This is a genomic window from Pedobacter miscanthi, assembly GCF_003315595.1.
Lineage (GTDB): Bacteria > Bacteroidota > Bacteroidia > Sphingobacteriales > Sphingobacteriaceae > Pedobacter > Pedobacter miscanthi.
Genome location: NZ_QNQU01000012.1, coordinates 56,904 through 81,200 on the forward strand (window position 1 = coordinate 56,904; position 24,297 = coordinate 81,200).

General features: G+C 38.9%; 25 protein-coding genes. 14 read left to right on the forward strand and 11 right to left on the reverse strand.

Translation table 11 applies throughout. The annotated features are described in order from the left end of the window. Nucleotides 1–318: 318 nt before the first annotated feature. Nucleotides 319–1,974 carry a glutamine--tRNA ligase/YqeY domain fusion protein gene (locus DRW42_RS14870; RefSeq protein WP_113949618.1) on the reverse strand — a complete coding sequence of 552 codons (1,656 nt, stop codon included), beginning with the start codon at nt 1,972–1,974 and terminating at the stop codon, nt 319–321. A 246-nt stretch (nt 1,975–2,220) separates the two neighbouring features. On the opposite strand from DRW42_RS14870, the gene DRW42_RS14875 reads away from it, so the two are divergent. From DRW42_RS14875 to DRW42_RS14905, 7 genes are all read left to right on the forward strand, one after another. Then, entirely contained in the window at nt 2,221–2,640 is a 420-nt protein-coding gene (locus DRW42_RS14875; protein ID WP_113949619.1) for a cobalamin B12-binding domain-containing protein, read from the forward strand. Between the two features lie 3 nt (nt 2,641–2,643). Continuing rightward, a complete protein-coding gene (locus tag DRW42_RS14880; RefSeq protein WP_113949620.1) occupies nt 2,644–3,423 on the forward strand; it encodes an enoyl-CoA hydratase/isomerase family protein in 780 nt (259 codons plus the stop codon). A gap of 168 nt (nt 3,424–3,591) precedes the next feature. Continuing rightward, nucleotides 3,592–4,998, forward strand: coding sequence for a sigma-54-dependent transcriptional regulator (locus tag DRW42_RS14885; RefSeq protein WP_113949621.1), 1,407 nt, complete (start codon nt 3,592–3,594; stop codon nt 4,996–4,998). A 66-nt stretch (nt 4,999–5,064) separates the two neighbouring features. Further along, a complete protein-coding gene (locus DRW42_RS14890; protein ID WP_113949622.1) occupies nt 5,065–6,114 on the forward strand; it encodes an AI-2E family transporter in 1,050 nt (349 codons plus the stop codon). A 73-nt stretch (nt 6,115–6,187) separates the two neighbouring features. Next, a complete protein-coding gene (locus DRW42_RS14895; RefSeq protein WP_113949746.1) occupies nt 6,188–6,454 on the forward strand; it encodes a YtxH domain-containing protein in 267 nt (88 codons plus the stop codon). Between the two features lie 54 nt (nt 6,455–6,508). Then, on the forward strand, nt 6,509–6,886 hold the full coding sequence (locus DRW42_RS14900) for a phage holin family protein (RefSeq protein WP_113949623.1): 378 nt from the start codon (nt 6,509–6,511) through the stop codon (nt 6,884–6,886). Further along, nucleotides 6,873–7,310, forward strand: coding sequence for a hypothetical protein (locus DRW42_RS14905; protein WP_113949624.1), 438 nt, complete (start codon nt 6,873–6,875; stop codon nt 7,308–7,310). Before DRW42_RS14900 ends, DRW42_RS14905 begins: the two co-directional genes overlap by 14 nt. Before the next feature lie 235 nt (nt 7,311–7,545). On the opposite strand, the gene aspS is transcribed toward DRW42_RS14905, so the two are convergent. The 6 genes from aspS to DRW42_RS14935 form a co-directional block, all read right to left on the reverse strand. Further along, a complete protein-coding gene (gene aspS, locus DRW42_RS14910; protein WP_113949625.1) occupies nt 7,546–9,291 on the reverse strand; it encodes an aspartate--tRNA ligase in 1,746 nt (581 codons plus the stop codon). Between the two features lie 259 nt (nt 9,292–9,550). Further along, complete coding sequence (locus DRW42_RS14915) at nt 9,551–10,120, reverse strand: Crp/Fnr family transcriptional regulator (RefSeq protein WP_113949626.1); 570 nt, start codon at nt 10,118–10,120, stop codon at nt 9,551–9,553. Between the two features lie 27 nt (nt 10,121–10,147). Next, entirely contained in the window at nt 10,148–10,372 is a 225-nt protein-coding gene (locus DRW42_RS14920) for a DUF2798 domain-containing protein (RefSeq protein ID WP_113949627.1), read from the reverse strand. A gap of 87 nt (nt 10,373–10,459) precedes the next feature. Then, nucleotides 10,460–10,864 carry a Cif family virulence factor gene (locus DRW42_RS14925; protein WP_113949628.1) on the reverse strand — a complete coding sequence of 135 codons (405 nt, stop codon included), beginning with the start codon at nt 10,862–10,864 and terminating at the stop codon, nt 10,460–10,462. Nucleotides 10,865–11,155: 291 nt separating this feature from the next. Next, nucleotides 11,156–12,463, reverse strand: coding sequence for a M20/M25/M40 family metallo-hydrolase (locus DRW42_RS14930; RefSeq protein WP_113949629.1), 1,308 nt, complete (start codon nt 12,461–12,463; stop codon nt 11,156–11,158). A gap of 207 nt (nt 12,464–12,670) precedes the next feature. Continuing rightward, nucleotides 12,671–13,804 carry a DUF4407 domain-containing protein gene (locus tag DRW42_RS14935; RefSeq protein ID WP_113949630.1) on the reverse strand — a complete coding sequence of 378 codons (1,134 nt, stop codon included), beginning with the start codon at nt 13,802–13,804 and terminating at the stop codon, nt 12,671–12,673. Nucleotides 13,805–13,932: 128 nt separating this feature from the next. On the opposite strand from DRW42_RS14935, the gene DRW42_RS14940 reads away from it, so the two are divergent. Then, nucleotides 13,933–14,250: a rhodanese-like domain-containing protein gene (locus DRW42_RS14940; RefSeq protein WP_113949631.1), complete on the forward strand. Its 318-nt coding sequence runs from the start codon at nt 13,933–13,935 to the stop codon at nt 14,248–14,250. 117 nt (nt 14,251–14,367) lie between these two features. Then, nucleotides 14,368–14,565 carry a DUF6358 family protein gene (locus tag DRW42_RS14945; protein WP_113949632.1) on the forward strand — a complete coding sequence of 66 codons (198 nt, stop codon included), beginning with the start codon at nt 14,368–14,370 and terminating at the stop codon, nt 14,563–14,565. On the opposite strand, the gene DRW42_RS14950 is transcribed toward DRW42_RS14945, so the two are convergent. Continuing rightward, complete coding sequence (locus tag DRW42_RS14950; RefSeq protein WP_113949633.1) at nt 14,543–15,574, reverse strand: dipeptide epimerase; 1,032 nt, start codon at nt 15,572–15,574, stop codon at nt 14,543–14,545. The two genes, DRW42_RS14945 and DRW42_RS14950, sit on opposite strands and share 23 nt — an antisense overlap. Nucleotides 15,575–15,652: 78 nt before the next feature. Between DRW42_RS14950 and DRW42_RS14955 the strand changes: the two genes are divergently transcribed. Continuing rightward, nucleotides 15,653–16,789: a hypothetical protein gene (locus DRW42_RS14955; RefSeq protein WP_113949634.1), complete on the forward strand. Its 1,137-nt coding sequence runs from the start codon at nt 15,653–15,655 to the stop codon at nt 16,787–16,789. Nucleotides 16,790–16,950: 161 nt separating this feature from the next. Continuing rightward, entirely contained in the window at nt 16,951–17,934 is a 984-nt protein-coding gene (locus DRW42_RS14960) for a hypothetical protein (protein ID WP_113949635.1), read from the forward strand. Between the two features lie 345 nt (nt 17,935–18,279). Here DRW42_RS14960 and DRW42_RS14965 read toward each other — a convergent pair whose 3' ends face one another. Genes DRW42_RS14965 through DRW42_RS14975 form a run of 3 tightly spaced genes read right to left on the reverse strand, consistent with a single transcriptional unit; the run spans nt 18,280 to nt 21,407 of the window. After that, the gene (locus DRW42_RS14965; RefSeq protein ID WP_208643571.1) at nt 18,280–18,900 is read right to left on the reverse strand and encodes a rhomboid family intramembrane serine protease; all 621 of its coding nucleotides are present in this window, start codon (nt 18,898–18,900) and stop codon (nt 18,280–18,282) included. 5 nt (nt 18,901–18,905) lie between these two features. Further along, nucleotides 18,906–20,645, reverse strand: coding sequence for a M14 family metallopeptidase (locus DRW42_RS14970; protein ID WP_113949637.1), 1,740 nt, complete (start codon nt 20,643–20,645; stop codon nt 18,906–18,908). A gap of 30 nt (nt 20,646–20,675) precedes the next feature. Further along, nucleotides 20,676–21,407 (reverse strand): hypothetical protein, encoded by a 732-nt coding sequence (locus DRW42_RS14975; RefSeq protein WP_113949638.1) that lies wholly within the window; start codon nt 21,405–21,407, stop codon nt 20,676–20,678. 59 nt (nt 21,408–21,466) lie between these two features. Here DRW42_RS14975 and pepT point away from each other — a divergent pair, with 59 nt between their 5' ends. The 3 genes from pepT to DRW42_RS14990 all read left to right on the forward strand — a co-directional run bounded on the left by pepT (nt 21,467) and on the right by DRW42_RS14990 (nt 24,277). Continuing rightward, nucleotides 21,467–22,720 (forward strand): peptidase T, encoded by a 1,254-nt coding sequence (pepT, locus tag DRW42_RS14980; protein ID WP_113949639.1) that lies wholly within the window; start codon nt 21,467–21,469, stop codon nt 22,718–22,720. A gap of 149 nt (nt 22,721–22,869) precedes the next feature. After that, complete coding sequence (locus DRW42_RS14985; RefSeq protein WP_113949640.1) at nt 22,870–23,736, forward strand: aldose 1-epimerase family protein; 867 nt, start codon at nt 22,870–22,872, stop codon at nt 23,734–23,736. 112 nt (nt 23,737–23,848) lie between these two features. Further along, nucleotides 23,849–24,277: a DoxX family membrane protein gene (locus tag DRW42_RS14990; RefSeq protein ID WP_113949641.1), complete on the forward strand. Its 429-nt coding sequence runs from the start codon at nt 23,849–23,851 to the stop codon at nt 24,275–24,277. The last annotated feature ends 20 nt before the right edge of the window (nt 24,278–24,297 follow it).

A 24,297-nucleotide genomic window follows, 5' to 3' on the forward strand; every position in this document is an offset into this window, starting at 1 on the left:
GCTCAGTGCTTCTTTCTTTGCGGTTAATGATGGAAGATGGGGAATGGGATAAGTCCGAAGTCGGAAGACGGATGTCCGAAGTTTAGGTGCGAAATACCCACCAATTAACCATCACAGCTTACAGTTTTTGGCAATATGTAGTAAGACTTTAACAACTCTGCAATTAAAAAATATATTCATAAACAGTTAACCGGTTTAAACAATTAACCGATTAACCAAAACACAACAAAAAAGCACAGACAAACCACATTAATCTGTGTTCATCTGTGCCTTAAATTTTATGTAAAGCCATCCCCTTTAGGGGAGGGTTGGGTGGGGTTAATTCGGCTTCTTAAATGTATCTTTCAGTGTTACTGTTCTATTGAAAACCAATTTATCGGCAGTAGAATCTTTATCCAAACAGAAATAACCTTTACGGATAAACTGATAACGGCCATCTAAATCTGCATCGGCCAAAGCCGGCTCGATATAAGCATTAGGCAATACCGTTAAACTTTCGGGGTTTAAATAATCTTTAAAATCGCCTTCTTCTGCATCAGGTGTTTCTGAAGTAAATAAACGGTCGTATAAACGGATCTCGGCAGTTTTTGCATGTGCCGCACTTACCCAATGTATGGTTCCTTTAACGTTGATACCGCTGGTATCGCTTCCGCTTTTAGATTCCGGGATATAAGTACAACGGATTTCGGTAACATTGCCATTTTCATCTTTCACAAAATCTTCGCATTTAACAATATAGGCGAATTTTAAACGTACCATTGCACCTGGCGCCAAACGGAACCATTTTTTTGCAGGTACTTCCATAAAATCTTCGCGCTCAATCCAAAGTTCGTTACTGAAAGGAATTACGCGGGTGCCACCACCATCTTCTGCTTCCGGATTGTTCTCACCGATTAAATCTTCAGCGTCTTTATCATAATTGGTAATTACCAGTTTAATCGGATCTAAAACCGCCATTACACGGTTCGCCGTTTTATTTAAATCTTCGCGGATACAGAATTCCAACAAACTAAGTTCAATTAAATTCTCGCGTTTTGCAATACCGATACGTTCGCAAAACTCGCGGATACTTTTTGGTGTAAAACCTCTTCTGCGCAGCCCCGAAATAGTAGGCATCCGTGGGTCGTCCCAACCGCTTACCAGTTTCTCGTTAACCAATTGCAAAAGCTTACGTTTGCTCATTACCGTACTGGTAAGATTTAAACGGGCAAATTCATACTGTTTTGAAGGGAAAATCTCCAGTTTTTCGATAAACCAATCATACAGCTCTCGGTGCGAAACATATTCTAAAGTACAGATCGAGTGGGTGATATTTTCGATACTATCGCTCTGTCCGTGCGCAAAATCGTACATCGGGTAAATGCACCATTTGTTACCCGTACGGTGGTGTTCGGCATGTTTAATACGGTAAATAATCGGGTCGCGCATCAACATATTCGGACTTGCCATATCGATTTTAGCCCTTAAAATATAAGCACCATCGGCAAATTCACCATTTTTCATTCTGGTAAAAATATCGAGGTTTTCTTCAACACTACGGCTACGGTATGGGCTATCCTGGCCAGGTTCTGTTGGTGTACCTTTTAAAGCAGCAATTTCATCTGCCGAGCTTTCGTCAACATAAGCCAACCCTTTTTCGATCAGTTTAACCGCAAAACCATATAATTCATCAAAATAATCAGATGCGTATAATTCGTTTTTCCAATCAAAACCCAACCACCTGATATCTTCCTGCTGGCTGTTAACATATTCTGTTTTCTCCGTTACCGGATTGGTATCATCAAAACGCAGGTTAGTATAACCGCCGTATTTTTGTGTTAGTCCGAAATTCAAGCATATTGCTTTCGCGTGGCCGATGTGCAGATAACCATTAGGCTCCGGCGGGAAACGCGTAACCAAAGTTTCATACTTACCACTATTTAAGTCGTTCTCAACAATTTCTTCAATAAAGTTCAATGACTTCTCTTCACTCATAAAAACCTGTAAATTAGGAATGCAAATGTAAAAAGATTGAGCGTATTTATGCAATGATTAACGGTTTATTAGCATAGGGTTAATATTAGGTGTGTTTGAATTACTTTATTGAGCTGGTATGTACTGTGTAAGATTAATTCCGGTTAGCCGGTAGATAAATGCCCTGGTTGCGAACCATCAAACCATGATCTTATTTCTATATTAGATAATAAATTCGATACATTTACGTCAACTTAATATTCATTTATGAGCAAAGCATTAAATCGACCGATCCGTGTTTTGGTGGCAAAAGTTGGCTTAGATGGTCACGATAGGGGCGCCAAGGTTATTGCAACTTCCTTACGCGATGCGGGTATGGAGGTGATTTACACCGGATTACGCCAAACCCCAGAAATGGTGGTAAATACGGCGTTACAGGAAGATGTTGATGCAATAGGGATCTCCATCCTCTCAGGCGCACATATGACGGTTTTTCCGAAAATTATCCATTTTATGAAAGAAAAACAGCTGGATGATGTGTTATTAACCGGTGGAGGGATTATACCTGAAGCTGACCGGTTAAAGCTTGCCGAACTGGGCGTTGGAGAATTATTCCCCCCGGGCACAACAATGGCAAGTATTGTAGAATATATTCAAAATTGGGTTACTGAAAACAGAAATTTTTAAGCTATGGCATACCAGAATTTAATATCAGAAGTAAAAGAAAACATTTTATACGTTACTATAAACCGCGAAAAGGCGCTTAATGCATTAAATAAAGATACTTTGGCCGAACTTGCAGATGTAATTGCTTATGCAGGTAAAACTGAAGAGGTTAGAGGCGTTATTTTAACCGGGACCGGTGAAAAGGCTTTTGTTGCGGGCGCTGATATTAAAGAGTTTTCGGAATATAATGGAAAACAAGGTGAAGAATTGGCCAAAAGAGGGCAGGATGAAGTTTTTAATGCCATAGAAAATTCGCCAAAACCTTTTATTGCAGCTGTTAATGGTTTTGCTTTGGGCGGCGGTTTGGAATTGGCGATGGCCTGCCACATCCGGATCGCATCAGACAATGCAAAATTAGGACTGCCAGAAGTTACTTTGGGTTTAATTCCGGGTTATGGAGGCACGCAACGTTTAACACAACTGGTTGGAAAAGGTAAAGCAATAGAAATGATTACCACTGCAAATATGATTACTGCAGCCGAAGCCGAGAAAATAGGTTTGGTAAACCATGTTGTGCCACCCACCGATTTGATCAGTAAAGCAGAAGAAATACTCAATCTGGTAAAGCAAAGGGCTCCATTAGCTGTTTCTGCAGCTATAAAAGCAATCATTGCATCGGTAAATAATGATAATGGTTATACTACAGAAATTGAAGCTTTCGGCAGATGTTTCGAAACCGCCGATTTTAAAGAAGGAGTTTCTGCATTTGTAGAAAAGAGAAAAGCTAATTTCTCGGGACACTAATAGCCTTGTAGTATTTGTTATATGGCCTAAATACTCAAATTGTATAAAATATTTCACAAAATCATATTTTTTGCCTAATTATGCATTATCTAAAATGCATAATCTCAATCATTTTGACTCATCCCACTTAATTATTCGGGGTTCTTTTTAGGGCTAAAAATCCTATTAATGAAAAACAAAATACTTATAATCGACGATGAAATAAACATCGGCCTGTTACTTACTAAATTTTTAATTAAAAACAGATTTGAAGTTTTTACCACCACCACGGGGGCGTCGGCCCTGGAAATATTAGAGCGGGAAAAATTTGATCTGATTTTGTGCGATTATCGCCTGGATGATACCGATGGTAAAGAAATTCTCATTTATACTAAAGAAAATTACCCATCCACAGGGGTAATTATCATTACAGGCTATTCAGATATCAAACTTGCCGTAGAACTAATTAAACTCGGGGCCTGCGATTATATTGTTAAACCTTTATATCCCGATGAAATATTAAATACAATTAATAAGGTACTGGAAAGCCGGAAAATATTAAAAAAACAATCAAATATTGCTGTAACTGAGCCACAAGCCGCTAATTATCCTAAATATATAGAGGGTAAAAGCAAGGTCTCGTTAAATCTTTTAGAACAGGTTAATCTGGTTGCCCCAACCAATTACAGTATCATCTTGAACGGGAAAAGCGGCACCGGAAAAGAATGTGTAGCTAAAATTATTCACCAGAACAGTTTACGCAAAAATGCACCTTTTGTAGCAATGGATTGCGGCTCGTTAAACAAAGAATTGGCCGTAAGCGAATTTTTCGGGCACGAAAAAGGATCATTTACGGGAGCCATATTTACTAAAATAGGCCATTTTGAACAGGCAAATGGCGGAACATTGTTTCTTGATGAAGTAGCCAATCTGTCATACGAGCTGCAGGCAATTTTACTAAGAGCGGTACAGGAAAGAAAGATCAGAAGAATAGGTAGTACCAAAGAAATAGAGCTTGATATGAGGATTATCGTAGCTACCAACGAAAATCTTGAAGACTGTATAAAAAAAGGAACATTCAGGGAAGATCTGTATCATCGTTTTAACGAATTTTCTATCAATATTCCCTCCTTAAGCGAGCGAAAAGAAGATATCCTTCTTTTTGCTAATGCATTCCTGGCTGAGGCAAATGAAGAGCTGAACAAAAGTATTACCTCTTTTTCCAAAGATGTTAGAAATCGTTTTTTAAACTATAGCTGGCCAGGCAATGTGCGTGAGCTTAAAAATGTAATCAAACGAATAGCATTGTTAACTAATGGAAACCAGATCGAGACCAAAGTTTTGCCGCCAGAAATCGAAAAAAATATATTAGCCAAAAACCAGGTGTTCGAAAAGAAATTCTCCGGCCTTTTTCCTGGTCAGAAAAATAGCGCCCGGCAATTGAGAAAAACAACTGAGGAGGCCGAATATGCCGCAATTTTAACCGTATTAAAAGAAGTTAACTTTAATAAATCAAAAGCAGCTAAAATCCTCAAGATTGATAGAAAAACCCTTTACAACAAAATAAATATGCTTAAACTCGATAAAGAAGAATAAATTAAAAATCAATAAAACAAAACAGGCAAATCAAACATTTAAGAGATATCCCAAGCACCTTTAATTATGTCGGTATTCTCTTATAAACAGCGTAACAATATTAATCTGGTTATTATCATTGCGCTGGGAGTTTTAATTGCATATTCTTTACAGAGCATCTTTAGTGCAATTCTGAGTACGTTGGTGCTGTATACCATTATGCGACCTGCATATATCCATCTGGCCGAAAATAAGGGGTGGAATAAAAGAGTAGTGGCCATTTTGCTGATTACAGTTAGCATTATATTAATTGTTCTGCCTTTTTATGCGCTGAGCAGTATGGTTATCAGTAAAATTTCGGAGTTGCGTAACAATGAAATCTTTTTCAGGAACCTGCTGGTTAAATTGCAGCACCTGGTTCCCGTTAAAATCAACCAGGATCTCATCCAGGAGGGCATGAACCGTTTGGGTAATTGGGCTACCCAGCTTTTCCCTTCCCTGATTTCCAGTGCCGTAAATATTGTACTGAGTTTATTGGTGATGTACTTTTTGCTTTATTTTATGTTAATTGAGCGGAAAAAATTCGAGTTTTCGATGATAAAGTATGCACCTTTCAGAGAGCAGAATGCACTGCGTTTTGGTGATGAAATGCGGAATACCACCTACGCTAATGTTTTGGGCCAGGGCTTAATCTGTTTGGTACAGGGCTCGTTGGTGAGTCTTTCATTTTATGTTTTAGGTTATAAAGATCCCATGTTTTGGGGTGTAATTACCACATTTATTTCTTTTGTTCCGGTTTTGGGGCCTCCGGTTGTTTTTGTGCCGGCTGCCATTTTGCAGATTGCCGAAGGAAATAATTTTGCGGGCTGGGCCATGCTTATTTTCGGTTTTGTTGTGATTATAAACATCGATAACGTGCTGCGGTTTATCATCGCAAAAAAAGTTGGCAACATTCATCCTATAATTACAGTAATTGGCGTAATTATTGGTATCCCTTTATTCGGAATACTGGGCCTTGTTTTTGGCCCGTTACTATTGTCTTATTTTATTTTGCTTGTTAAAATTTACGAAACCAGTACGCTTGCATCAGAAAGATTGGAAAGAATTAAAACAAATAATGAGCATAACGAGTTATAAATATAGCTTAACAATAAAATAATGTAGTAGTTTTATATTGTACATGATTGTTAAACCCTTAAAATACATTATTATGAATGATAACTCAAAAGTTGTAGTTGCGCTTTTAGCTGGATTAGCTGCCGGTGCAGCATTAGGAATTTTGTTCGCACCTGATAAAGGTGAAGAAACCCGCGATAAATTAAGCCAGTCGTTAAAAGACCTGGGCGATTCTATCAAAGATAAAGCCGCTGATGAGATTAACAACCTGGCCAGCCTGAAAGACAAAGTTGTAAGCTCAATCAAAACCAAATTGAGAAGCGTAGAAGAAGAATACAGCGACGATATCGAGCACGCTTAATAAATAAAATATTGCATAGCCGGGTGTTTTGCCCGGTTAAACCTCATCTGAATTATGCAGGAAAATAAGGATAAAAGTATCGAAGATCTGGTAGATGATGCCAAAGGCTTTCTAGAAGCCAGGGTAGAGTATACCAGGCTTTACCTGGTTGAAAAAGTATCGAAGGTTTTTGCCGATCTGGTAACGAGCACTGCCGTTATTGTTTGTTTTATTTTGGCCTTTTTATTTGGCTCAGTAACCCTGGCGCTCTATTTATCCGATGTTTTGGGTAGTTATGCCGGTGGTTTTGGCTGTGTTTCGTTATTCTACATCCTGCTGGCCATAATTGTTTATCTAACGAAAGATAAATACATAGAGAAAGCAATTATCAATGTTGCCATCAGAAAATATTTCGACAAACTTGCAGATAAGGAGGAAGATGAAAAGCTATAAAGACATCCGTAACCTAACCGACCTGCAGGCTAGAAAATTAGAGCTTAAAGTTGAGTATACACTCAAGCAGGAGATGCTTAAATCAGACACCAAAACTTTTTTGAAACAGTTTACATTAGGTGCATTGATTAAAAGATACGCTACGCCAAGTAATTTATTTAAAGCCGACGAAAAGTTAAACATTAGCAGTACTGCAATGTCTCTGCTTTTACCTATGGTGATGAATAAAACCATTTTCAGAGGTGCAGGTTTTTTAACCAAGGCTGCTGTAGGATTAGTTTCAGGTAAAGTGGGTAAATCACTTGATGCAGAACATTTGTCAGCCATTTTTAATTCTGTTAAAGGCTGGTTTGGCAAAAAAAAAGAGAAGAAAGATAAAAAGTTTATCGATTACGGTATTCCACCCGATAGCGAAACTTATTAGTTCAGTGGTTCATTTGCCATTTGTTTATTAGTTAGCAAATTGCAGATATCATTTCAAACAAAAAAGCCTCGAAATTTAAAAATTTCGAGGCTTTTTTAATAAATTTGGTCACCCTGAATTCATTTTAGGGTCTTCGGTAGAAAGATGCTGAAATAAATCCGACAGCTATCGGATCAGCATAACAGATTTGTTTATAAGTGCTTACCAATGAGCCACTGGCCAGTAATTATTGAGCCTACAAATCAGTCTTAATCTTTAATTCTTTCAACTGTTTCTCATCAATAGTGCTTGGACTATCAATCATTACATCTCTGCCCGAATTATTTTTAGGGAAAGCAATTACATCACGGATTGAATCTAAACCTGCGAAAATAGAAGTTAAACGATCGAAACCAAAGGCAATACCACCGTGAGGAGGAGCACCAAACTCAAAGGCATCCATCAGGAAACCAAATTGTTTCTGCGCTTCTTCTGCACTGAAACCTAAATGTTTAAACATCAAAGCCTGTAAAGCACGGTCGTGGATACGGATAGATCCGCCGCCAACTTCCGTTCCGTTAATAACCATATCATAAGCATTGGCACGTACTTCACCTGGTTTAGTATCCAACAAAGCAATATCTTCAGGTTTTGGAGAAGTGAACGGGTGATGCATGGCATGGTAACGTTCAGTTTCTTCGTCCCATTCTAAAAGCGGGAAATCAAGCACCCACAGGGCAGAAAAAGTATTTTTATCGCGTAAGCCCAAACGGTTACCCATTTCTAAACGGAGTTCGTTTAACTGTTTACGTACTTTATCGGTAGAACCGGCTAAAATCAATAATAAATCGCCTTTTTCTGTTGCAAAAGCTTCGCTCCATTGTTTAAGGTCTTCTTCATTGAAGAATTTATCAACTGATGATTTAATCGTTCCATCCTCGTTGTGGCGGGCATAAATTAAACCTGTAGCACCAATCTGCGGACGCTTGATAAAATCGGTCAGCTCATCCAACTGTTTGCGTGTATAACCTGCAGCACCTTTTGCATTGATACCAACCACCAGTTCGGCATTATCAAACACCGGGAAACCTTTACTTTTCACCAACTCGTTAAGCTCTACAAATTGCATCTCAAAACGGGTATCGGGCTTATCAGAACCATATAAACGCATCGCATCGGCATATTGCATACGCGGAACTTCCGGCAGATCGTAATTACGAACTTCTTTAAACAAAGTACGGATCAAACCTTCGAAAGTATTTAAAATATCTTCCTGCTCAATAAACGACATTTCGCAGTCGATCTGTGTAAACTCCGGCTGACGGTCGGCCCTTAAATCTTCATCCCTGAAACATTTTACAATCTGGAAATAACGGTCGAAGCCCGAAACCATCAGCAATTGTTTAAAGGTTTGTGGCGATTGTGGTAAGGCATAAAACTCGCCTTCGTTCATGCGGCTAGGCACCACAAAATCTCTTGCACCTTCAGGTGTAGATTTAATCAATACCGGGGTTTCTACCTCGATAAAATCCAAAGCATCCAGATAACGGCGAACGGATTGGGCCATTTTATGACGTAAAACCAGGTTATTACGCACCGGGTTACGGCGTAAATCCAGATAACGGTATTTCATGCGCAACTCATCGCCACCATCCGTTTCATCATCGATCATGAACGGTGGAAGTTTTGCAGCATTTAGAATTTCTAAAGCAGTAACTTTAATTTCTACATCGCCGGTTGGCATTTTTGGGTTTTTGTTGCTTCTTTCTACAACGGTACCAGTAGCTTTGATCACAAACTCACGTCCTAATGTACGTGCAGTTTCGCAAAGCGCTTTATTATCGTCCATGTTAAAAACCAACTGGGTAATACCATAACGATCGCGGATATCGATAAAAGTCATACCGCCCAAATCTCTTGATTTTTGTACCCAACCACATAGCGTAACACTATCGCCTAAGTTGTTTAGGTTTAATGCACCACAAGTTACTGTTCTTAACATATATAGTAATCTAAATTGAGCGGCAAAAATACCGATTTTGTTTTAAAGTTGGCACTATAGCCGAAGGTTTTTAAGATAGGATTTTTAGCTGGCAAAAAAATGCAATTTGATAACTCTTTGGATAAGTTTAACAAAGGGGATACCCTTTACAGGCCGTCTCCCTGAATTCATTTCAGGGTCTTTTTCCATTCAGCATGACGATCGAATTCTCCAAAGAAGTCAAGTTTTTAAAAACTTGACTTCTTTTTTAACTGATTTACTATGCTTTTGATTTTAACCGGCTCAATGTTTCCTGCGAAATATTTAAATAAGAGGCTACCATTTTGTTTGGCATGTGTGTTACTACCCTCGGGTTTTGAGCGAGCAACTGGCGATAACGTTCTGTAGCATCAAGCGTAATAAACGACATTAATCGGTTGGTGTTGGTTACATAAGCATACTCCAGGTAATGGCGGTAGAGTTTTTCCCATTGCGGAATGATTTTTAGCAATTCGTAAAAATCGCTTTGCCAGATGTAGTACAATTCGGTATCTTCTACAGCCTGTACATATTCTTTAGAAATTTCGTCGGTAATAAAACTTACCAATGCCGTGGCAAACTGATTTTCGAAAGCGAAATGCCTGGTGGCTTCAGTACCGCTTTCGGTAAGGAAAAAAATCCTCAAACAGCCACTCACAACAAAGTAAATCCTTTGTGGTTTTTCGCCCGGACTAACCAGAATTTCATTCTTTTTAACCTTTAATGTTTTAAAGTACGACAAAACTGTTTCCAGATCTGCATTGCTGATCGTTATTTTTTCGTTGATATAAGCCGGAAGCAGTTTGTACATATTGTATAATTACCCACGTGAGGATGTTTAGGATTTGCCTGTAATTTTTTCAGCAAGCTTTCGGGCGTTCGGAATGATAATAAATGCAGCAAAATAAGCTACGGGCAGCATCACACTCCATGCTTTTAAAAATTTAATGATCCAGTCTTCGCCAAAACCATAATTGCGCATTAAACCCACAAACGCCATAATTAAAGTCATGGGTATTACCACAAATAATGTGTTAATGTATCTAAAGTAATCTTTTTTCATTGTATATTTTTCTAATACCCCAAAAGTGCGGGTATTAAAAAGCCTAACCTTTGATGTAGGTCAAAAAATGAAAAAGCTCGTCTTATTTCAGTACTTCTCTTCTAACACAATTTCCAGGGCAATCACCTTCCATTCTCCCTTAATGTTTTTCCAGTGATAAATTTCTTCTGTCTGGATGGTTTGTTTTTTGGAAAGAATAAGTAACCTAGGTTTTAAAAGAACCGATTTACGGGCAATTTTTTCGGTAAAAATATCTTCTCCAACAGATGATTTTATCCTGTAATAACTGGTATGGATTTCTTTGGTTCCACTGAAATATTTTTTTATATCGACAGTATAATCGCGTTTATTTATTGCCGGTTTTTCGAATGGAGTAAAACTCAAGGCATCATCAAAAATGGCCATATAAGCGGCTACGTCTTTATTTTCTAAAGCCTGGCTTGCTTTCTGGTGTATCTCATTTACTGTTGAAAGGATTAAATCAGTTTCCATGGCATGAAGTTAATGGTTTGCATCAGGGTTTTCAAATTTATGATGATCCTGTGGTTGATTTTCCACAAATGCAAAATACATAGAAATGTACATGTGATTAATGATGAAGTATTTTTAGGTTTTGGAAATGAAAGGGCAGCATTTCATAGGTGCTGTAGCCCCGCCATCCGCTTTACTTCGTTACACTCCGTGTTCGCTCCTGTCGGGTTTAATTAACAAAGGATTGTTCTAAATCGCCCTGTTTTTATCCTTAACCTCACAGGTTTTAAAAAACCTGCGAGGTTTGATGCATTATTTCTTCAGTTTCGGTATCCTGGTTGGGGTATCTGTTCCGTTTACAATGGTAACGGCACTTTTTGCAATGGCTTTAATGGTAGAAAGGATGTTCTCTACATCTAAAGAGCTGTATTCATCTTTTACACTGTGGTATAACTTATCGATATCTATTTTATCGGTACTAATCGTGTGTGCCGGAACGCCTAAAGCTGCCAAAGTAGCATTATCGCTTCTGTAAAATAAATTTTGCTCAGGATAAGGGTCAGGATGGAAAGTAAATTCAGTTCCAGCTAAGTTTTTCTGTAAAATTTTGCCAAAATCCGATCTTTCGTAACCGGTAATAAAGGCGGTGTTTTTACCAAATTTAGAATCTTTACCAATCATTTCGATATTGAACATGGCTACTACATCATCAGGGTTTAATTTTTCTGAAAAGTATTTTGCACCAAAACCGCCGATTTCTTCTGCTGTAAATGCAACAAAAATTAAGGTACGTTCGTTATTTTTCTGCGCTTTATAATATTTCGCCAGGGCGATCATCGCTGTTGTGCCCGATGCATCATCATCGGCTCCGTTGGCAATACTATCGCCATCTACTGGTTTTAAAAAACCCAAATGATCGTAGTGACCAGAGAAAACCACAATTTCTTTTGCTTTAGATTTACCCGGTATAACGCCCGCAACATTGAATAATGGCATTTTGGTAACCTTGTTTTTAAAAGTTGCTGAAAAATCTGTTGCGGCATCTTTACCTAAAATAAAAACCTGTACAGCACTGGTTGTTTTTTTAATATCTTCTTCATCAACAGTTGCCGGTTTGCTGAAATGATCCCTATAACGATTAAAAAGGTCTGCAAATTTACTGTCGACCAAAACAATCTGACTCTTTTCTGCATTGAGCATAGCCCTGAACTGAGCTACAAAAGGCTTTTCGGGGTCTAATTTAACTACTGTGGCATTCGATTTATCAAGTGTAATATTTTCGGTGGTAGCGCCGGTAACCATTAAATTTTCCGGTGCAATTTCCTGCCCGTCTAACTTAACACTGGTACTTTGGTTAGCCACCTGGTATTTGTTAAAGGTTTGGCGGAATGTTTTTTCACCTGTAAGTGGTTGTAAACCTATTTTCTTAAATTCTGATTCGATAAATGTTGCAGCTTTATCAATGCCCGGCGTAAAAGTTGCACGGCCCTGCATTTCATCTGCGCTTAGGGTTTTAATCAGGCGGTCGGTATACTCACGGGTAATGATTTTATCGATGTTCTGCGCTTTAAGCTGCAAACTTGCCATGCCGACAAGGGTAAAAAAGAATACTTTCTTCATATAATAAGTTATAAAGGGTCAATTTAGCGATTTTGATTGAGAATTTCGTAGTTGCTTGCCTATGGGTTGATGGTCTTTTAGTTCATGGCTGATAGCCAGGTGATTCAAACTCAGTTGTGGTTAATAACTTTTGCTTTTAAATCATAATCTATGAACCATTATACCATGAAGCCCTTTACTGCTCCATCATCCATTTTCCGTCTTCCCTTATCCATTAGTATCTCCGTCCCAGTTGTATTTCTCCAGATCTCGGTAAGCTTTTCCTTTAATAATTTCTTTCTTTTTGGTTGATTCAGAATCGACCCGGGTTTCGTGGATATTATCAGCTACTTCGAAATGGAAATCCTTATCTTTTTTTGAATGATAAATGGCAACTTCATCACCATCTGATATGGCATAATCGTAAGGTCCGCGTGCACTCATCAGTTTTACAAACACCGGTAAACATTCGAAAAAGATAAATAACAGACCAATAAAGGTAACGGCAATTGCGGTATTGTTGTCGCTGGTGCCATCTACATTAAATTTTAACTGACCTAAGGCCCAGTTGCGGTCGGCAAAACCAGCAATATCTGATAAGCTATCTAACTGCTTTTTGGTGTAAAGTTTCTCAGTAAATAAGCCATCAAATTCTTTACGTTTATCTACAAAACTTTCTGATTTATTAATAGCAGCTTTTAGCGAATCGAGCTCTGTGGTCCGCTGTGCAATTTCGGCTTCCTTACGTTTAGCATAGGGGCCATAGCCCATTACACCCGAAGTTTCGGTGGTTTTGTTACCAAAAATTTCGAAATTAAGCTTTTGTCTGTCGGCTTTTATCCCTTTTTCAAGCGAATCCCTAGTGGCTTTCTGTTGGTTCAGCCTGCCAAATTCTACCTGGTATTTTTTCTCGAAAGCTTTGTTCAGCGTATCAATTTTAGCGCGTTGACCGTTAAGGTAACTTACTTTCAGGCGTTCTTTAATTTCTTTATCAAAAATCTTCAATTCAATGGGTCGCGATATTACCATACCAATCATAATGGCCAGTAAAATACGCGGTGTGGCTTGCAATAACTGTTTATTGGTGCTCGCGCTTTTATTAATGCTCGATACAATATAGCGGTCCATGTTAAAGATGGCTGCGCCCCATAAAAAGCCAAAAATGATAGCGAAGATTACAGCCAGGTCTGATCCTTTAAACACAAAATACATGGCATAACCGCCCGAAAGTGCGGCAAATAAGCCTGTAAAAAAGATAGTGGCACCAATGCCGGTATATTTATTTTGTTCTGAAGGATATTTTTCCAGCGTTGAGATATGCGCGCCGGAGCAAAACCAGAAGAAACGGTTCAGTTTGTCCATTTGTAACTATTTATATTTAAACGCCTAAGGGTTTCAGTTGTTACAGTTTTAAGCAAAATTTTATGGCATTTTTTTGATGGGTAGTGTAAAGCTGATTTTCCTATATTTGCATAAATACATTTAATAAAATGAAAGAAATATCGGTACAAGAACTAAAAGAGAAAATCGATAACAAAGAAGATTTTCAACTAATTGATGTCCGCGAAACATTCGAGTATGAAGTTTCCAATCTTGACGGGGAAAATATTCCTTTAGGAGGGATTTTAATCGAGGCCGATAAAGTTGCCAAAGATAAACCGGTAATTATCCAGTGCCGTAGCGGAAAAAGAAGCGCAGCTGCTGTAATGCAATTGGAACAACAGTACGGATTCGACAACCTTTACAACTTAAAAGGTGGAATTTTAGCCTGGCAGGAAGCTTTTGATCCAAATATGCCAGTATATTAAAATAATTATTGAATTTTGAATGAGAGAATGATTGAATTAGTTTAAGCTAATCCCATTCACTCATTCGAAACTCAGTCATTCTATTATTCAATCCTTCTCTCATTCAACTTTTCTATTGTGGGCAAAAAATTCGCTTTAAACATCTTTTATAACCTTGCCATTATCCTGTCTGTTTTTGGATTGGTTTGGTGTTATAATAACCATAAATACCTGCCTGCAGCTTTTCTGGTTGGTGTGGTATGTTGCTTGTTTTATTTCAAGTATCAGTTAACAAAAGAAATCAGGAAGTCTTTTAAAGAAAAAGATCCGAAGTAACCCCCTCCAGTCCTAATCCTGGCAGGTTTTTTAAAATGTATTTTCCATTTTCGAAAGCCGGATCGGTAAAAGGGTTGTTTTTAGTAAGCCATGGTCCATCCAGATCTGCCCAGTTACATAATGGCGCCAAAGCGGCGGCAGCAAGGGTTGCACAACTGGTTTCGCTCATGCAGCCAATCAGCACTTTCATGCCAAAAGAACGGCCTTTCAAAATCATCTGGTGCCCTTCGTACATCCCACAGCTTTTCATCAGTTTTACGTTAATACCGTGATAAACGCCACGCAGTTTATCCATGTCGGTTAAACGTTGTACCGCTTCATCAGCCAATAGTGGAACCGGACTACGCTCGGTAAGCCATGCATTGCCATCAGGATTGTTTTTATCCATGGGCTGCTCAATCAAAACTACCCCCTGGTTATGCAACCAGTAAATCAGGTCTATCGCTTTTATCTTATCTGCCCAGCCCTGGTTTGCATCCACATAAAGTGGTACATTGGTCATACTGCGGATGGTTTCGATAATTTCACGGTCGTTATCCCTGCCCAGCTTTACTTTAATCACTTTAAAAGCTTCGGCATCTTTTAGTTTTTCGCGGATTACTTCAGGCGTATCAATCCCTATAGTATAAGAAGTTACGGGCATTTTTGCCGGATCGGCACCGTAAATTTCGTAACAGGGTTTATTCAAAATTTTTCCCTGAATATCGTTAAGTGCAATATCAATAGCCGCTTTAATGGCTGGTTGGCCAGGCGCTAACCTATCGAGATAGGCGATAATTTCTGCAAAATTAAATGGAAACCGGATTTGATCCCAGTCTACCAGTTTAAGAAAAGCATTTGCACTTTCGTAACTCTCGCCCATGTAAGGCACCATAGAGGCTTCTCCATAACCTGCCACGCCTTCGTGTTCAATCTTTAGTAACATTAAGGGTGTACTGGTGCGGGTAAATTTCGAAATCGAAAAGGGATGTTTTAATTCTAATTCAAATTGCTTGCAACTAATCTTCATTATCAAACGTCTTCTAAATAAATGAGGTAATTGTCGTCTCACAAATTATCTTTGTTTATTAACGCAAACTATCCTGCCATGAAAAACATTTCAAGATTACGGTATTTTATTTATTTATCCTTAATAATTATTGGAGGATGTACCACAGGGAAAAATGCCCTTCAAAAAGGTGATTATGATTCTTCAGTTGAAAAATCGGTTAGCAGACTACAGAATTCGCCAAAAAACAGCGAAGCCATGCAGGTATTAAAAACAGCTTATGATTTAGCTTTAAAAGATCACCTTAGGAAAATCGACGAAGCTAAAATGAGTAACGATCTGTTCAGGTGGGAATCGGTGATGTACGATTACCAAAAAATCAATCAGTTGGCTGATAATATCAATAGCTGCCCTGCATGTTTGGCCATTGTGCCCAACCCCACCAGATACATCAGCGAGCTTGCCGAAAGTAAATATAATGCTGCAGCGGCAAGATACGGCTCTGGTTTGGGTTATTTAAGGGAGAATAACCGTTTATCTGCTAAAAAAGCTTATTATGAATTTGAGAAAGTGTTAAACCTTCAACCCGATTATAAAGATGCAAAAACCAGGATGGACGATGCTTATTGGGCAGCGGTAACCAGGGTTGTAGTGCAGCCGATTATTGTAAACAGTGGGATGTACAAATTGAGCGCTGATTATTTTCAACAGCAAATTGATCAGTTTATCGGAAATTATTCAAGAAATAAATTTGTACTTTTTTATGGGGAAGAGCAGGCAACCAAGCAGAAAATTGTACCTGATCAGGTATTGAGTTTAAATTTTGATGATTTTATAGTTGGTCAAACCTATGTTAAAGAAAGGGTAGAAAAACTGAAACGCGATAGTGTGGTAATTGGCGAAACGCGTGATAAAAAACCGGTTTATGGCAAGGTAAAAGCTACCCTTAGCATTTTTGAAAAAAACATTTCTTCATCGGGTTTATTAGATATGAGCATTACCGACTGGAAAACCAGAAAGCTGGTACGCCAGCAGAAATTTCCGGGAACATTTATTTGGCGCGATAGCTGGGCGAGCTTTAATGGCGATGACAGGGCTTTAAGCAAAGAACAATTGGCTATAACAAGAAGAAAAGAGCAATTGCCACCACCACCCAGTGCCCTTTTTCTGGAATTTACCAAACCCATTTATAAACAGTTGGTAGATGATATCGGGTATTTTTATAATAATTATTAGCCGCCTCACCCTGGGTAAAGACCCTGCTTAACGCGCTACCTGTGCATCCCTCTCCTGCAGGAGAGGGAAATGGAGGACATTGCTATATTACTTCCGCTAACAGGGTGAGGTTGTAATCCCTGCGTTAAATTAAATTATCGATATAAAGCCCTAAAAATATAATGGCTAATATTGCAGTGATGAATACCGGCTTATACAATCCTTTCCAAAATTTCGATTTTTTATATAAAACCTGCTTTTTAAGTGGTAAAACCTTTAATTCGCAGGTAATACAGGTACCTTTACTCCCTAAATGGCTGTTAGCGCAGGCAGGTTTAAGCGGCGAAGAGCAAATCCAGTTTTTGGATGAGAGCATCCGTTCGTACAATACACTGGTTATTCCGGTAAACAGCGAGGTAAATGAACAGTTTTTAAATCCGCTGGAAGCCAAAATTGAAGCGGCTTTTGCGAAAGGTTACGATGCGGTTGCTGCGCTGCCCGAGTTGGATCTTTTCAACTGGATCGGCAAGTTTTTATATGGTTTTGTGTACATCGAAATGCATTCGGCCCTGCGCAAAGAAATGACTGCTGATGGTTTAAATATGTCGCAATCGTTGATGATGAAGTTCGCCAACCTGAATTTCATGATGCAAAACCTCTACACCAGTCTGGAGTTCGAAGATTTCTCGCCGTGGTCTATCACCGTTGTGAAACTGCAGGATGGAGAAACGCCATTTAGTTTCCGCGACGAAATTAATACGCTTACTTTCTCGTTAAAAATAAAAGATTTTGGGATTATTGCCTGTTTGCAGGATAATGGTACCAATAAACGCTATCATCAGGACATTATCAACGAAGTAAAAGGCAAAGCTTTAACAGCCGAACAGTTTGAAGAATTATGTGCCCGTTTTTATTATTCAGCCTATCTTTTTAACCGCCTGCCCGAATATACCTTTATGCCGGTTGAAGGTACTACCTATATCGAAGCCATGCCTTTGCGTGGCAACATGACCAAACCACTTTTTGATGTCTGGCAAAACAAGATATATGCACAGGTACTTGAAAATTTCTGGAAACCCTGGGGTTATGTAGTATTCGAGATTATTAAAAACCCTGATGAACCGATGAGTTTCTTCGAGAAACCGTATTTGCCTACGGCGGGATAGGTTCTTAGTATTTAAGGTTTTTTAAAACGGATGCATAGATTTTCTTAGTGACACTTCCGTCATCTCGACCGCAGCGGAGAGATCTATTTCTTAAACTGCGTGCTTAGCATTCCAAAACTTGTTTAATCTGCTTTTTTATCTTTTTAGATCTGCGGGGAAATGTGGAATGCAATCGTGTTTTATTTCCCGCTGATTACGCAAAAAGCGCAGATTAAGAAAAAGGTACAGATTACCGTGATTTTGAGTAGAGCGGAGAGATCTATCTCGAGATAGATCTTTCCGCTCCGCCGCGCTCCGGTCGAGATGACGACATAATGGTAGTCGGGATGACTAAACCTAGAGCAACTAAATCCCCAGTTTTGTTCTGATAACGGTAAAGAAATTTTCCAAAATTCCGGGAACAAAAATAATTGTAAAAATAAGTCCTGTTAATGCGCCAAATAAGTGGGCATCGTGATTGATATGGTCTCTTGCATTACGCGATGCATAAGCGCAATAAAATAAGTACAACACCCCAAAAATGATGGCAGGTATCGGAATGGGAATAAACATCAGGTATAGGCCTGTTAACGGGCTGTATAATATGTAGCTGAATACTACAGCACTTATTGCTCCTGATGCTCCCAAACTATTGTAGTTAAATGTGTCTTTATGCCTGAAAATTGTAGGAATATCACTTAAAATCAGGGCAACAAAGTACATTAATCCAAAACGCCAGCTTCCCATCATGCTTTCGAGTTGAAATGCAAAGGCATAAAAGGTAAACATGTTAAAAAAAAGGTGCATCCAATCGGCATGGATTAAGCCACTCGTTAAAATGGTATAAAGGTTTCTTCCTTTTGACACGGTGTATGGGTGCAGCATAAACTTTCCGTAAATCGAATGATCGTAGAAAGCATAAAGACTGGTAATGATCGTAAAAACGAATATTAACGATGCAACTGGTGCAATATTGAAGTATTCCATTAGGGTTATTTTAAATCGAGTTTTACATCTGTAACCAAACGTGCAACCGGATATCTGTTGTGTGTTTTTTCGTAATAATCAGAATTTTTATACACAAAATCAAGTTGTGCGGCGCCATTCTTTGCAAATTCGGGATCAGCAGATTTTTTGGCCTCGAGTTTACTTTTTAAATCTGCATTATTTTTAAGCAGTTCTGTAGCGGTATCCTCAAAAACATAAGCCGAGTAATGTTCTTTCATATCCAGGATAGAATCGAAAAAATTCCAGTTAAAATACGAATCAGTGGCCTGGGGTTCTAAGGTTTCTATAATATAACGGTTAACCGGCTGGTTTACATAAACCACGTAATCGCCCGCATAATACTGCAGATTTTGCTGCAGGGTATTCAGTTTTACGGCCGAATGCAGGTAATGCCCTTCGTAAGGCCTGGTACCTGTTTTAAAATCGCTGATGTAATAACTGTCTACCGCAATTTTCTGGTCGGTTTTTAATTCCCTTAGTTTAACATTATTCAATTTAAGCAGTGCAATTACACGGTCCCAGGCTTTCGGAATAATGTAGGCAACGGGTTTCTGCACGGAAACTGCCGGTTCAAATTTATTCCATTCCTTAATGGTTTTGGTATAAGGTTTTGTGCGGTCGTAGTATAAACGATCGGCGCCGCTTACAGTACTTGGTTTTTGTCCGGCTTCGAAACCTTTAAAAGTTAAATCGTTTACCTCGGTTTTATTCAATTTCCACTCCAATGAAAACTCTTTTTGCAAGGCAACAGCTTCATCAGCTTTGCGTTTATTCTCCCCGATCATTTTGGCATCCCGTTCTACAATGCGGATATAATTTTCGAGCAGTTTATAAGTGGCATCCACACGCAGATCATACGATTTTAACATGTGTGTTTCGGGCATAAAACCAATGGTATTGTGCAAAGTGGTATAACCTGTTGAGTAACGAGGCGATTCGATAAAACCGGTTATTCCCGTTTCCGGTGTTTCGCCGATCGAATTTACATAAGGGATCATCGGATAACCCAATTTCTCCATTCCGCTATACAGGTCAGGAACCAAAGTTTTGGTTAAATAAGCAGAAAGTATGGGGTTTAGCTTATCCTTTTGTGTTGGAATAAGCGTCATCACATATTGGTAATCGGCACCGTTACTGGTGTGGGTATCTACAAAGATTTCGGGCTGCCAGGTATTAAAAATCAATTGAAAGGCAGCCGAGTTTTTCGAATCGGTTTTAATAAAATCACGGTTCAGATCGAGGTTTTTGCTGTTTCCCCTAAAGCCATAAGCAACAGGGCCGTTCTGGTTGGCCCTCGATGTACCCGTACGGTTAAAACTCCCGTCGATGTTATAAAGCGGGATAATGCAAATCACTACATCTTTCGGTAATTTACCTGCCTTTAAAAGGTCGCGGGCAAGCATCATGGATGCATCTACCCCCTCAGGTTCCCCCGGGTGGATCCCGTTATTGATTAACAGGATTCTTTTGTTGCTTTTTCTGATCAGTACCGGATCAAAAACTTTATCCTGTGATAAAACCAGCAGGTGTAATGGTTTTCCAAAATCGGTATTTCCGTAAGTCAGTAATTTAGCCTCAGGATATGTTTTGGCCAGGTTTTCGTAATAAGCTATTGCAGCAGTGTAAGTTGTGGTTTCTGTTTTGCCACTTAACTCAAAGGGCGTTTTTTGTGCGGCAGCTTTTAGCCTCATTGAAAGCAAACAAAGCACAAAGAATTTTCTCATGCGTTAAAGCTAAGAAATGAAACGTTTTTATTAAAGTGTTTTGCGATAAGATTTAATCGTGCCGAACATGTACTTAAAGCCGATGGTATAGGTATTGTAAACATCAGGCGAGTAGTTTTTGAATTTGGTGCTCGAGTCGTTATAACCATCCAAGCCTTCGCCAAAAGTAAAATTCGATTGTGCATTGATGTTAATGACATACCTCATGTAGCCATAGCCATCGTAAATGAAATAGTTGAAGCCAAAATTTAACGGCACCAGTAAGTTAATACTTTTATCTTCTCCCGGAAAAGGGCCATAACCAGGGTCGTAAGCTGCCCAGCTCGGTTTATACCTTACAATATCGGTTATTTTATTTTTAATGGCACCAACGCCCATCCCAACATACAAACCACGCATGTTGTACAAAAATTCACTTTTATCATAATTAACCAGTTCGCCAAGCATCAGTTTTGCATTGGCAGAAATAGCCATATATTGATTTACAAACTGGCGGTTGTGCGGATCGGTTGCAATATCGCCTCCCTGAACCATTCCATACTGACCTTCTAAACCGAATGTTACAAATGGGGTAATATGATAATCGAACACACCATAAGCCGTATAGCCATAACTGCCTTTATAAACGTCTGTGTAAGATTTGTTAATCCCTCCGCCAAAACCGTACGACATTTTGAAATAGTTTGACTGGGCAAAAGAAAAACTTCCGATAAAAACAAGCAGAATTGTGATATATGTAGCTCTCGGCAAATTAAAAATCATATCGTTTTTTTACAAAAATAATATGTTTATCGAATATCTATAACTTTTACCTTTGAATTATGAGCACTTACAGCAACTTTAACAAATCTTTAGAAGAGCGTTTTATAAAATATGCAAAGATTGATACGCAATCCGATCCAAATTCACCTACCTGCCCGTCGACCCTAAAACAAAAGAATTTAGGACGTGAGTTAGTTCTTGAATTATTGGAAATCGGTATTTCTGATGCGGAAATGGATGATAACGGCTATGTGTATGGCACCATCCCTTCAAATACAGATAAGCAAATCCCGGTGATTTTTTTCTGCTCACACATGGATACTTCACCCGATAGCAGTGGCGAAAATGTAAAACCGATTATTCATGACAAATATCAAGGCCAGGACCTGATCCTGCCTGATGATCCAAAAATAGTGATCAGAATAGCCGATCATAAAGACCTGAAACATCAGATCGGAAATGATATTATTACCGCCAGTGGAACCACTTTATTAGGCGCCGATAATAAAGCCGGTTTAGCCGAAATTATGGAAGCTGCTAGTTTCTTCATGAAAAATCCGGAGGTAAAACATGGAACAATAAAAGTGCTTTTTACGCCTGATGAAGAAATAGGGAGAGGGGTAGACAAGGTTGACCTGAAAAAACTAGGCGCCGATTTTGGCTATACGATAGATGGTGAAACGTTGGGATCGATAGAAGATGAAACTTTTTCAGCCGATGGCGCTGTACTTAAAATTTATGGCGTAAGTACACATCCGGGTTTTGCAAAGGGAAAAATGGAAAGCGCCATTAAAATCCTAGCTGAAATTTTAAATACCTTACCAAAAGATACGTTAACGCCTGAAGCCACACATCAAAAAGAAGGTTTTATCCATCCGGTAAGTATGCACGGACAGGTTGAGGAAGCAGAGGCACAATTTATCATCAGGGATTTTACCGACGAAAAACTGGCTGAACATGGCCGTTTTTTAGAGGAAACTGTAAAACAGGTATTGGCAGAATATCCAAAATCGAGTTACACTTTGGAAATTAAAGCACAATACCGCAATATGAAGCAGGTGCTGGACAAACATCCAAAAATTGTACAATATGGAATTGAAGCGATTGAACGAGCTGGTGTAGCACCGAAACAGCAGAGTATCCGTGGTGGAACTGATGGATCGAGGCTTTCGTACATGGGGCTGCCTTGTCCGAATATTTTTGCAGGTGAACATGCTTTTCATAGCAAACAGGAATGGGTAAGTGTACAGGATATGGAAAAATCTGTGCAAACAATTATCAATATTGCCTGTATCTGGGAAGAAAAAGGCTAGTTTTGAGTTGGGAGTTAGGTGTTTGGAGTTGAGCGGCTGCCATACTTCAAGCACCTGACGCCAATCGCTAAACGCCAAATCAGAAAGAAATTCTTTTAATTAACAAATAATATCCCCAAAGCCCATCTTTTTGCTAATTTAGATTGCAAATGATTACTCTCGAAAACGACTATATAAAAGTTAGCCTGGCGGCTAAAGGTGCAGAACTTCAAGGCTTGTTTAGCAAAGAAACCAAACTGGAATATTTATGGAATGCGAATCCAAAATATTGGGCAAAACATAGTCCGGTTTTATTCCCCATTGTTGGTTCGTTAAAAAACAACAGCTTTAATTACCAGGGTAAAAATTACGAACTACCCAGGCATGGATTTGCCCGCGATCATGTTTTTAATTTCGAAAAAATAAGTGAAACTGAAGCGGTTTTTACTTTAACCCAAACAGAGGAAACCCTAAAAGTTTATCCTTTTTATTTTGGCCTGAAACTGAAATATCAACTGATCGACCGGAAGCTGAATTTAACTTATGAGGTCATTAATACAGGTACTGAAGAACTTCTGTTCTCATTAGGTGCTCACCCGGCATTCGCTGTTCCCAATACACCCAATACTGTTTACGAAGATTATTATTTAGCATTTAATGCCGACGAGAAACTAACTTTCTGGAAACTGGAAGATGGTTTGGTGGCTGATGAAACCGAAAACATTGAGCTTGTTGCACACAAGCTAAAACTTAAACACGATCTGTTTTATAATGATGCTTTGGTTTTTAAAACCTTACAAAGCAACTGCATCAGTTTATTGAATACCAAAAACGATTATGGTCTGCACTTTCATTTCGAAGATTTCCCTTTCTTCGGGATATGGGCAGCAACCGATGCGCCTTTTGTATGTTTAGAGCCCTGGTGTGGCGTGGCCGATGGTATTAACCATGACCAGGAACTGGAACATAAAGAAGGCATTATTAAGCTGGAGGTTGGCGAAAAATGGTCGAGGTTTTGGGAGGTAGAATGCTTTTAAGCCTGTTCTTCCTGAGGAAGTAATTTTAGCAAAAGTCATTTCTTAATCTAGTTTAAGAAAGTTGTAATGGTTAGATGCTAAATTGCCTCAATTCTATTCATTAAAAAACAAGATGAAAAATACACCATATTTTGCACAATTATTTCTTAGGCTAGCTTTGGGCATTGGTTTTATTTTACCCGTTATGGACCGTTTCGGTTGGTTGGGTGCACCGGGTTCGCCAACTGTTGGCTGGGGCAGTTGGACCATATTTGTAGATTATACCCATTCGCTTATGCCTTATTTAAGCCGCCCTTTGGCCAATATTATAGGTATTATTGCTACTGCCGGAGAACTGATTTTTGGCATATTGCTAATTATCGGTTATAAAATTAAACTGGCAGCCATAGGCAGCTTTTTGCTTACACTGGCTTTTGCGCTATCGATGCTGATTTTTGCAAATTACAGGGCGCCTTTTAATTATTCGGTGTTTGTAGTAAGTGCTTCGAGTTTGTTGCTGAGTACTTTTTCAAGTTATAAGTGGAGTATTGATGGGAAGTAGTCCGAAATCGGATGAACGAT

Bases quoted from the DNA above. Each gene is read 5' to 3' on its own strand.
- DRW42_RS14870 (WP_113949618.1), bottom strand. From the start codon at position 1,974: ATGAGTGAAGAGAAGTCATTGAACTTTATTGAAGAAATTGTTGAGAAC.
- DRW42_RS14875 (WP_113949619.1), top strand. From the start codon at position 2,221: ATGAGCAAAGCATTAAATCGACCGATCCGTGTTTTGGTGGCAAAAGTT.
- DRW42_RS14880 (WP_113949620.1), top strand. From the start codon at position 2,644: ATGGCATACCAGAATTTAATATCAGAAGTAAAAGAAAACATTTTATAC.
- DRW42_RS14885 (WP_113949621.1), top strand. From the start codon at position 3,592: ATGAAAAACAAAATACTTATAATCGACGATGAAATAAACATCGGCCTG.
- DRW42_RS14890 (WP_113949622.1), top strand. From the start codon at position 5,065: ATGTCGGTATTCTCTTATAAACAGCGTAACAATATTAATCTGGTTATT.
- DRW42_RS14895 (WP_113949746.1), top strand. From the start codon at position 6,188: ATGAATGATAACTCAAAAGTTGTAGTTGCGCTTTTAGCTGGATTAGCT.
- DRW42_RS14900 (WP_113949623.1), top strand. From the start codon at position 6,509: ATGCAGGAAAATAAGGATAAAAGTATCGAAGATCTGGTAGATGATGCC.
- DRW42_RS14905 (WP_113949624.1), top strand. From the start codon at position 6,873: ATGAAAAGCTATAAAGACATCCGTAACCTAACCGACCTGCAGGCTAGA.
- aspS (WP_113949625.1), bottom strand. From the start codon at position 9,291: ATGTTAAGAACAGTAACTTGTGGTGCATTAAACCTAAACAACTTAGGC.
- DRW42_RS14915 (WP_113949626.1), bottom strand. From the start codon at position 10,120: ATGTACAAACTGCTTCCGGCTTATATCAACGAAAAAATAACGATCAGC.
- DRW42_RS14920 (WP_113949627.1), bottom strand. From the start codon at position 10,372: ATGAAAAAAGATTACTTTAGATACATTAACACATTATTTGTGGTAATA.
- DRW42_RS14925 (WP_113949628.1), bottom strand. From the start codon at position 10,864: ATGGAAACTGATTTAATCCTTTCAACAGTAAATGAGATACACCAGAAA.
- DRW42_RS14930 (WP_113949629.1), bottom strand. From the start codon at position 12,463: ATGAAGAAAGTATTCTTTTTTACCCTTGTCGGCATGGCAAGTTTGCAG.
- DRW42_RS14935 (WP_113949630.1), bottom strand. From the start codon at position 13,804: ATGGACAAACTGAACCGTTTCTTCTGGTTTTGCTCCGGCGCGCATATC.
- DRW42_RS14940 (WP_113949631.1), top strand. From the start codon at position 13,933: ATGAAAGAAATATCGGTACAAGAACTAAAAGAGAAAATCGATAACAAA.
- DRW42_RS14950 (WP_113949633.1), bottom strand. From the start codon at position 15,574: ATGAAGATTAGTTGCAAGCAATTTGAATTAGAATTAAAACATCCCTTT.
- DRW42_RS14955 (WP_113949634.1), top strand. From the start codon at position 15,653: ATGAAAAACATTTCAAGATTACGGTATTTTATTTATTTATCCTTAATA.
- DRW42_RS14960 (WP_113949635.1), top strand. From the start codon at position 16,951: ATGGCTAATATTGCAGTGATGAATACCGGCTTATACAATCCTTTCCAA.
- DRW42_RS14965 (WP_208643571.1), bottom strand. From the start codon at position 18,900: ATGGAATACTTCAATATTGCACCAGTTGCATCGTTAATATTCGTTTTT.
- DRW42_RS14970 (WP_113949637.1), bottom strand. From the start codon at position 20,645: ATGAGAAAATTCTTTGTGCTTTGTTTGCTTTCAATGAGGCTAAAAGCT.
- DRW42_RS14975 (WP_113949638.1), bottom strand. From the start codon at position 21,407: ATGATTTTTAATTTGCCGAGAGCTACATATATCACAATTCTGCTTGTT.
- pepT (WP_113949639.1), top strand. From the start codon at position 21,467: ATGAGCACTTACAGCAACTTTAACAAATCTTTAGAAGAGCGTTTTATA.
- DRW42_RS14985 (WP_113949640.1), top strand. From the start codon at position 22,870: ATGATTACTCTCGAAAACGACTATATAAAAGTTAGCCTGGCGGCTAAA.
- DRW42_RS14990 (WP_113949641.1), top strand. From the start codon at position 23,849: ATGAAAAATACACCATATTTTGCACAATTATTTCTTAGGCTAGCTTTG.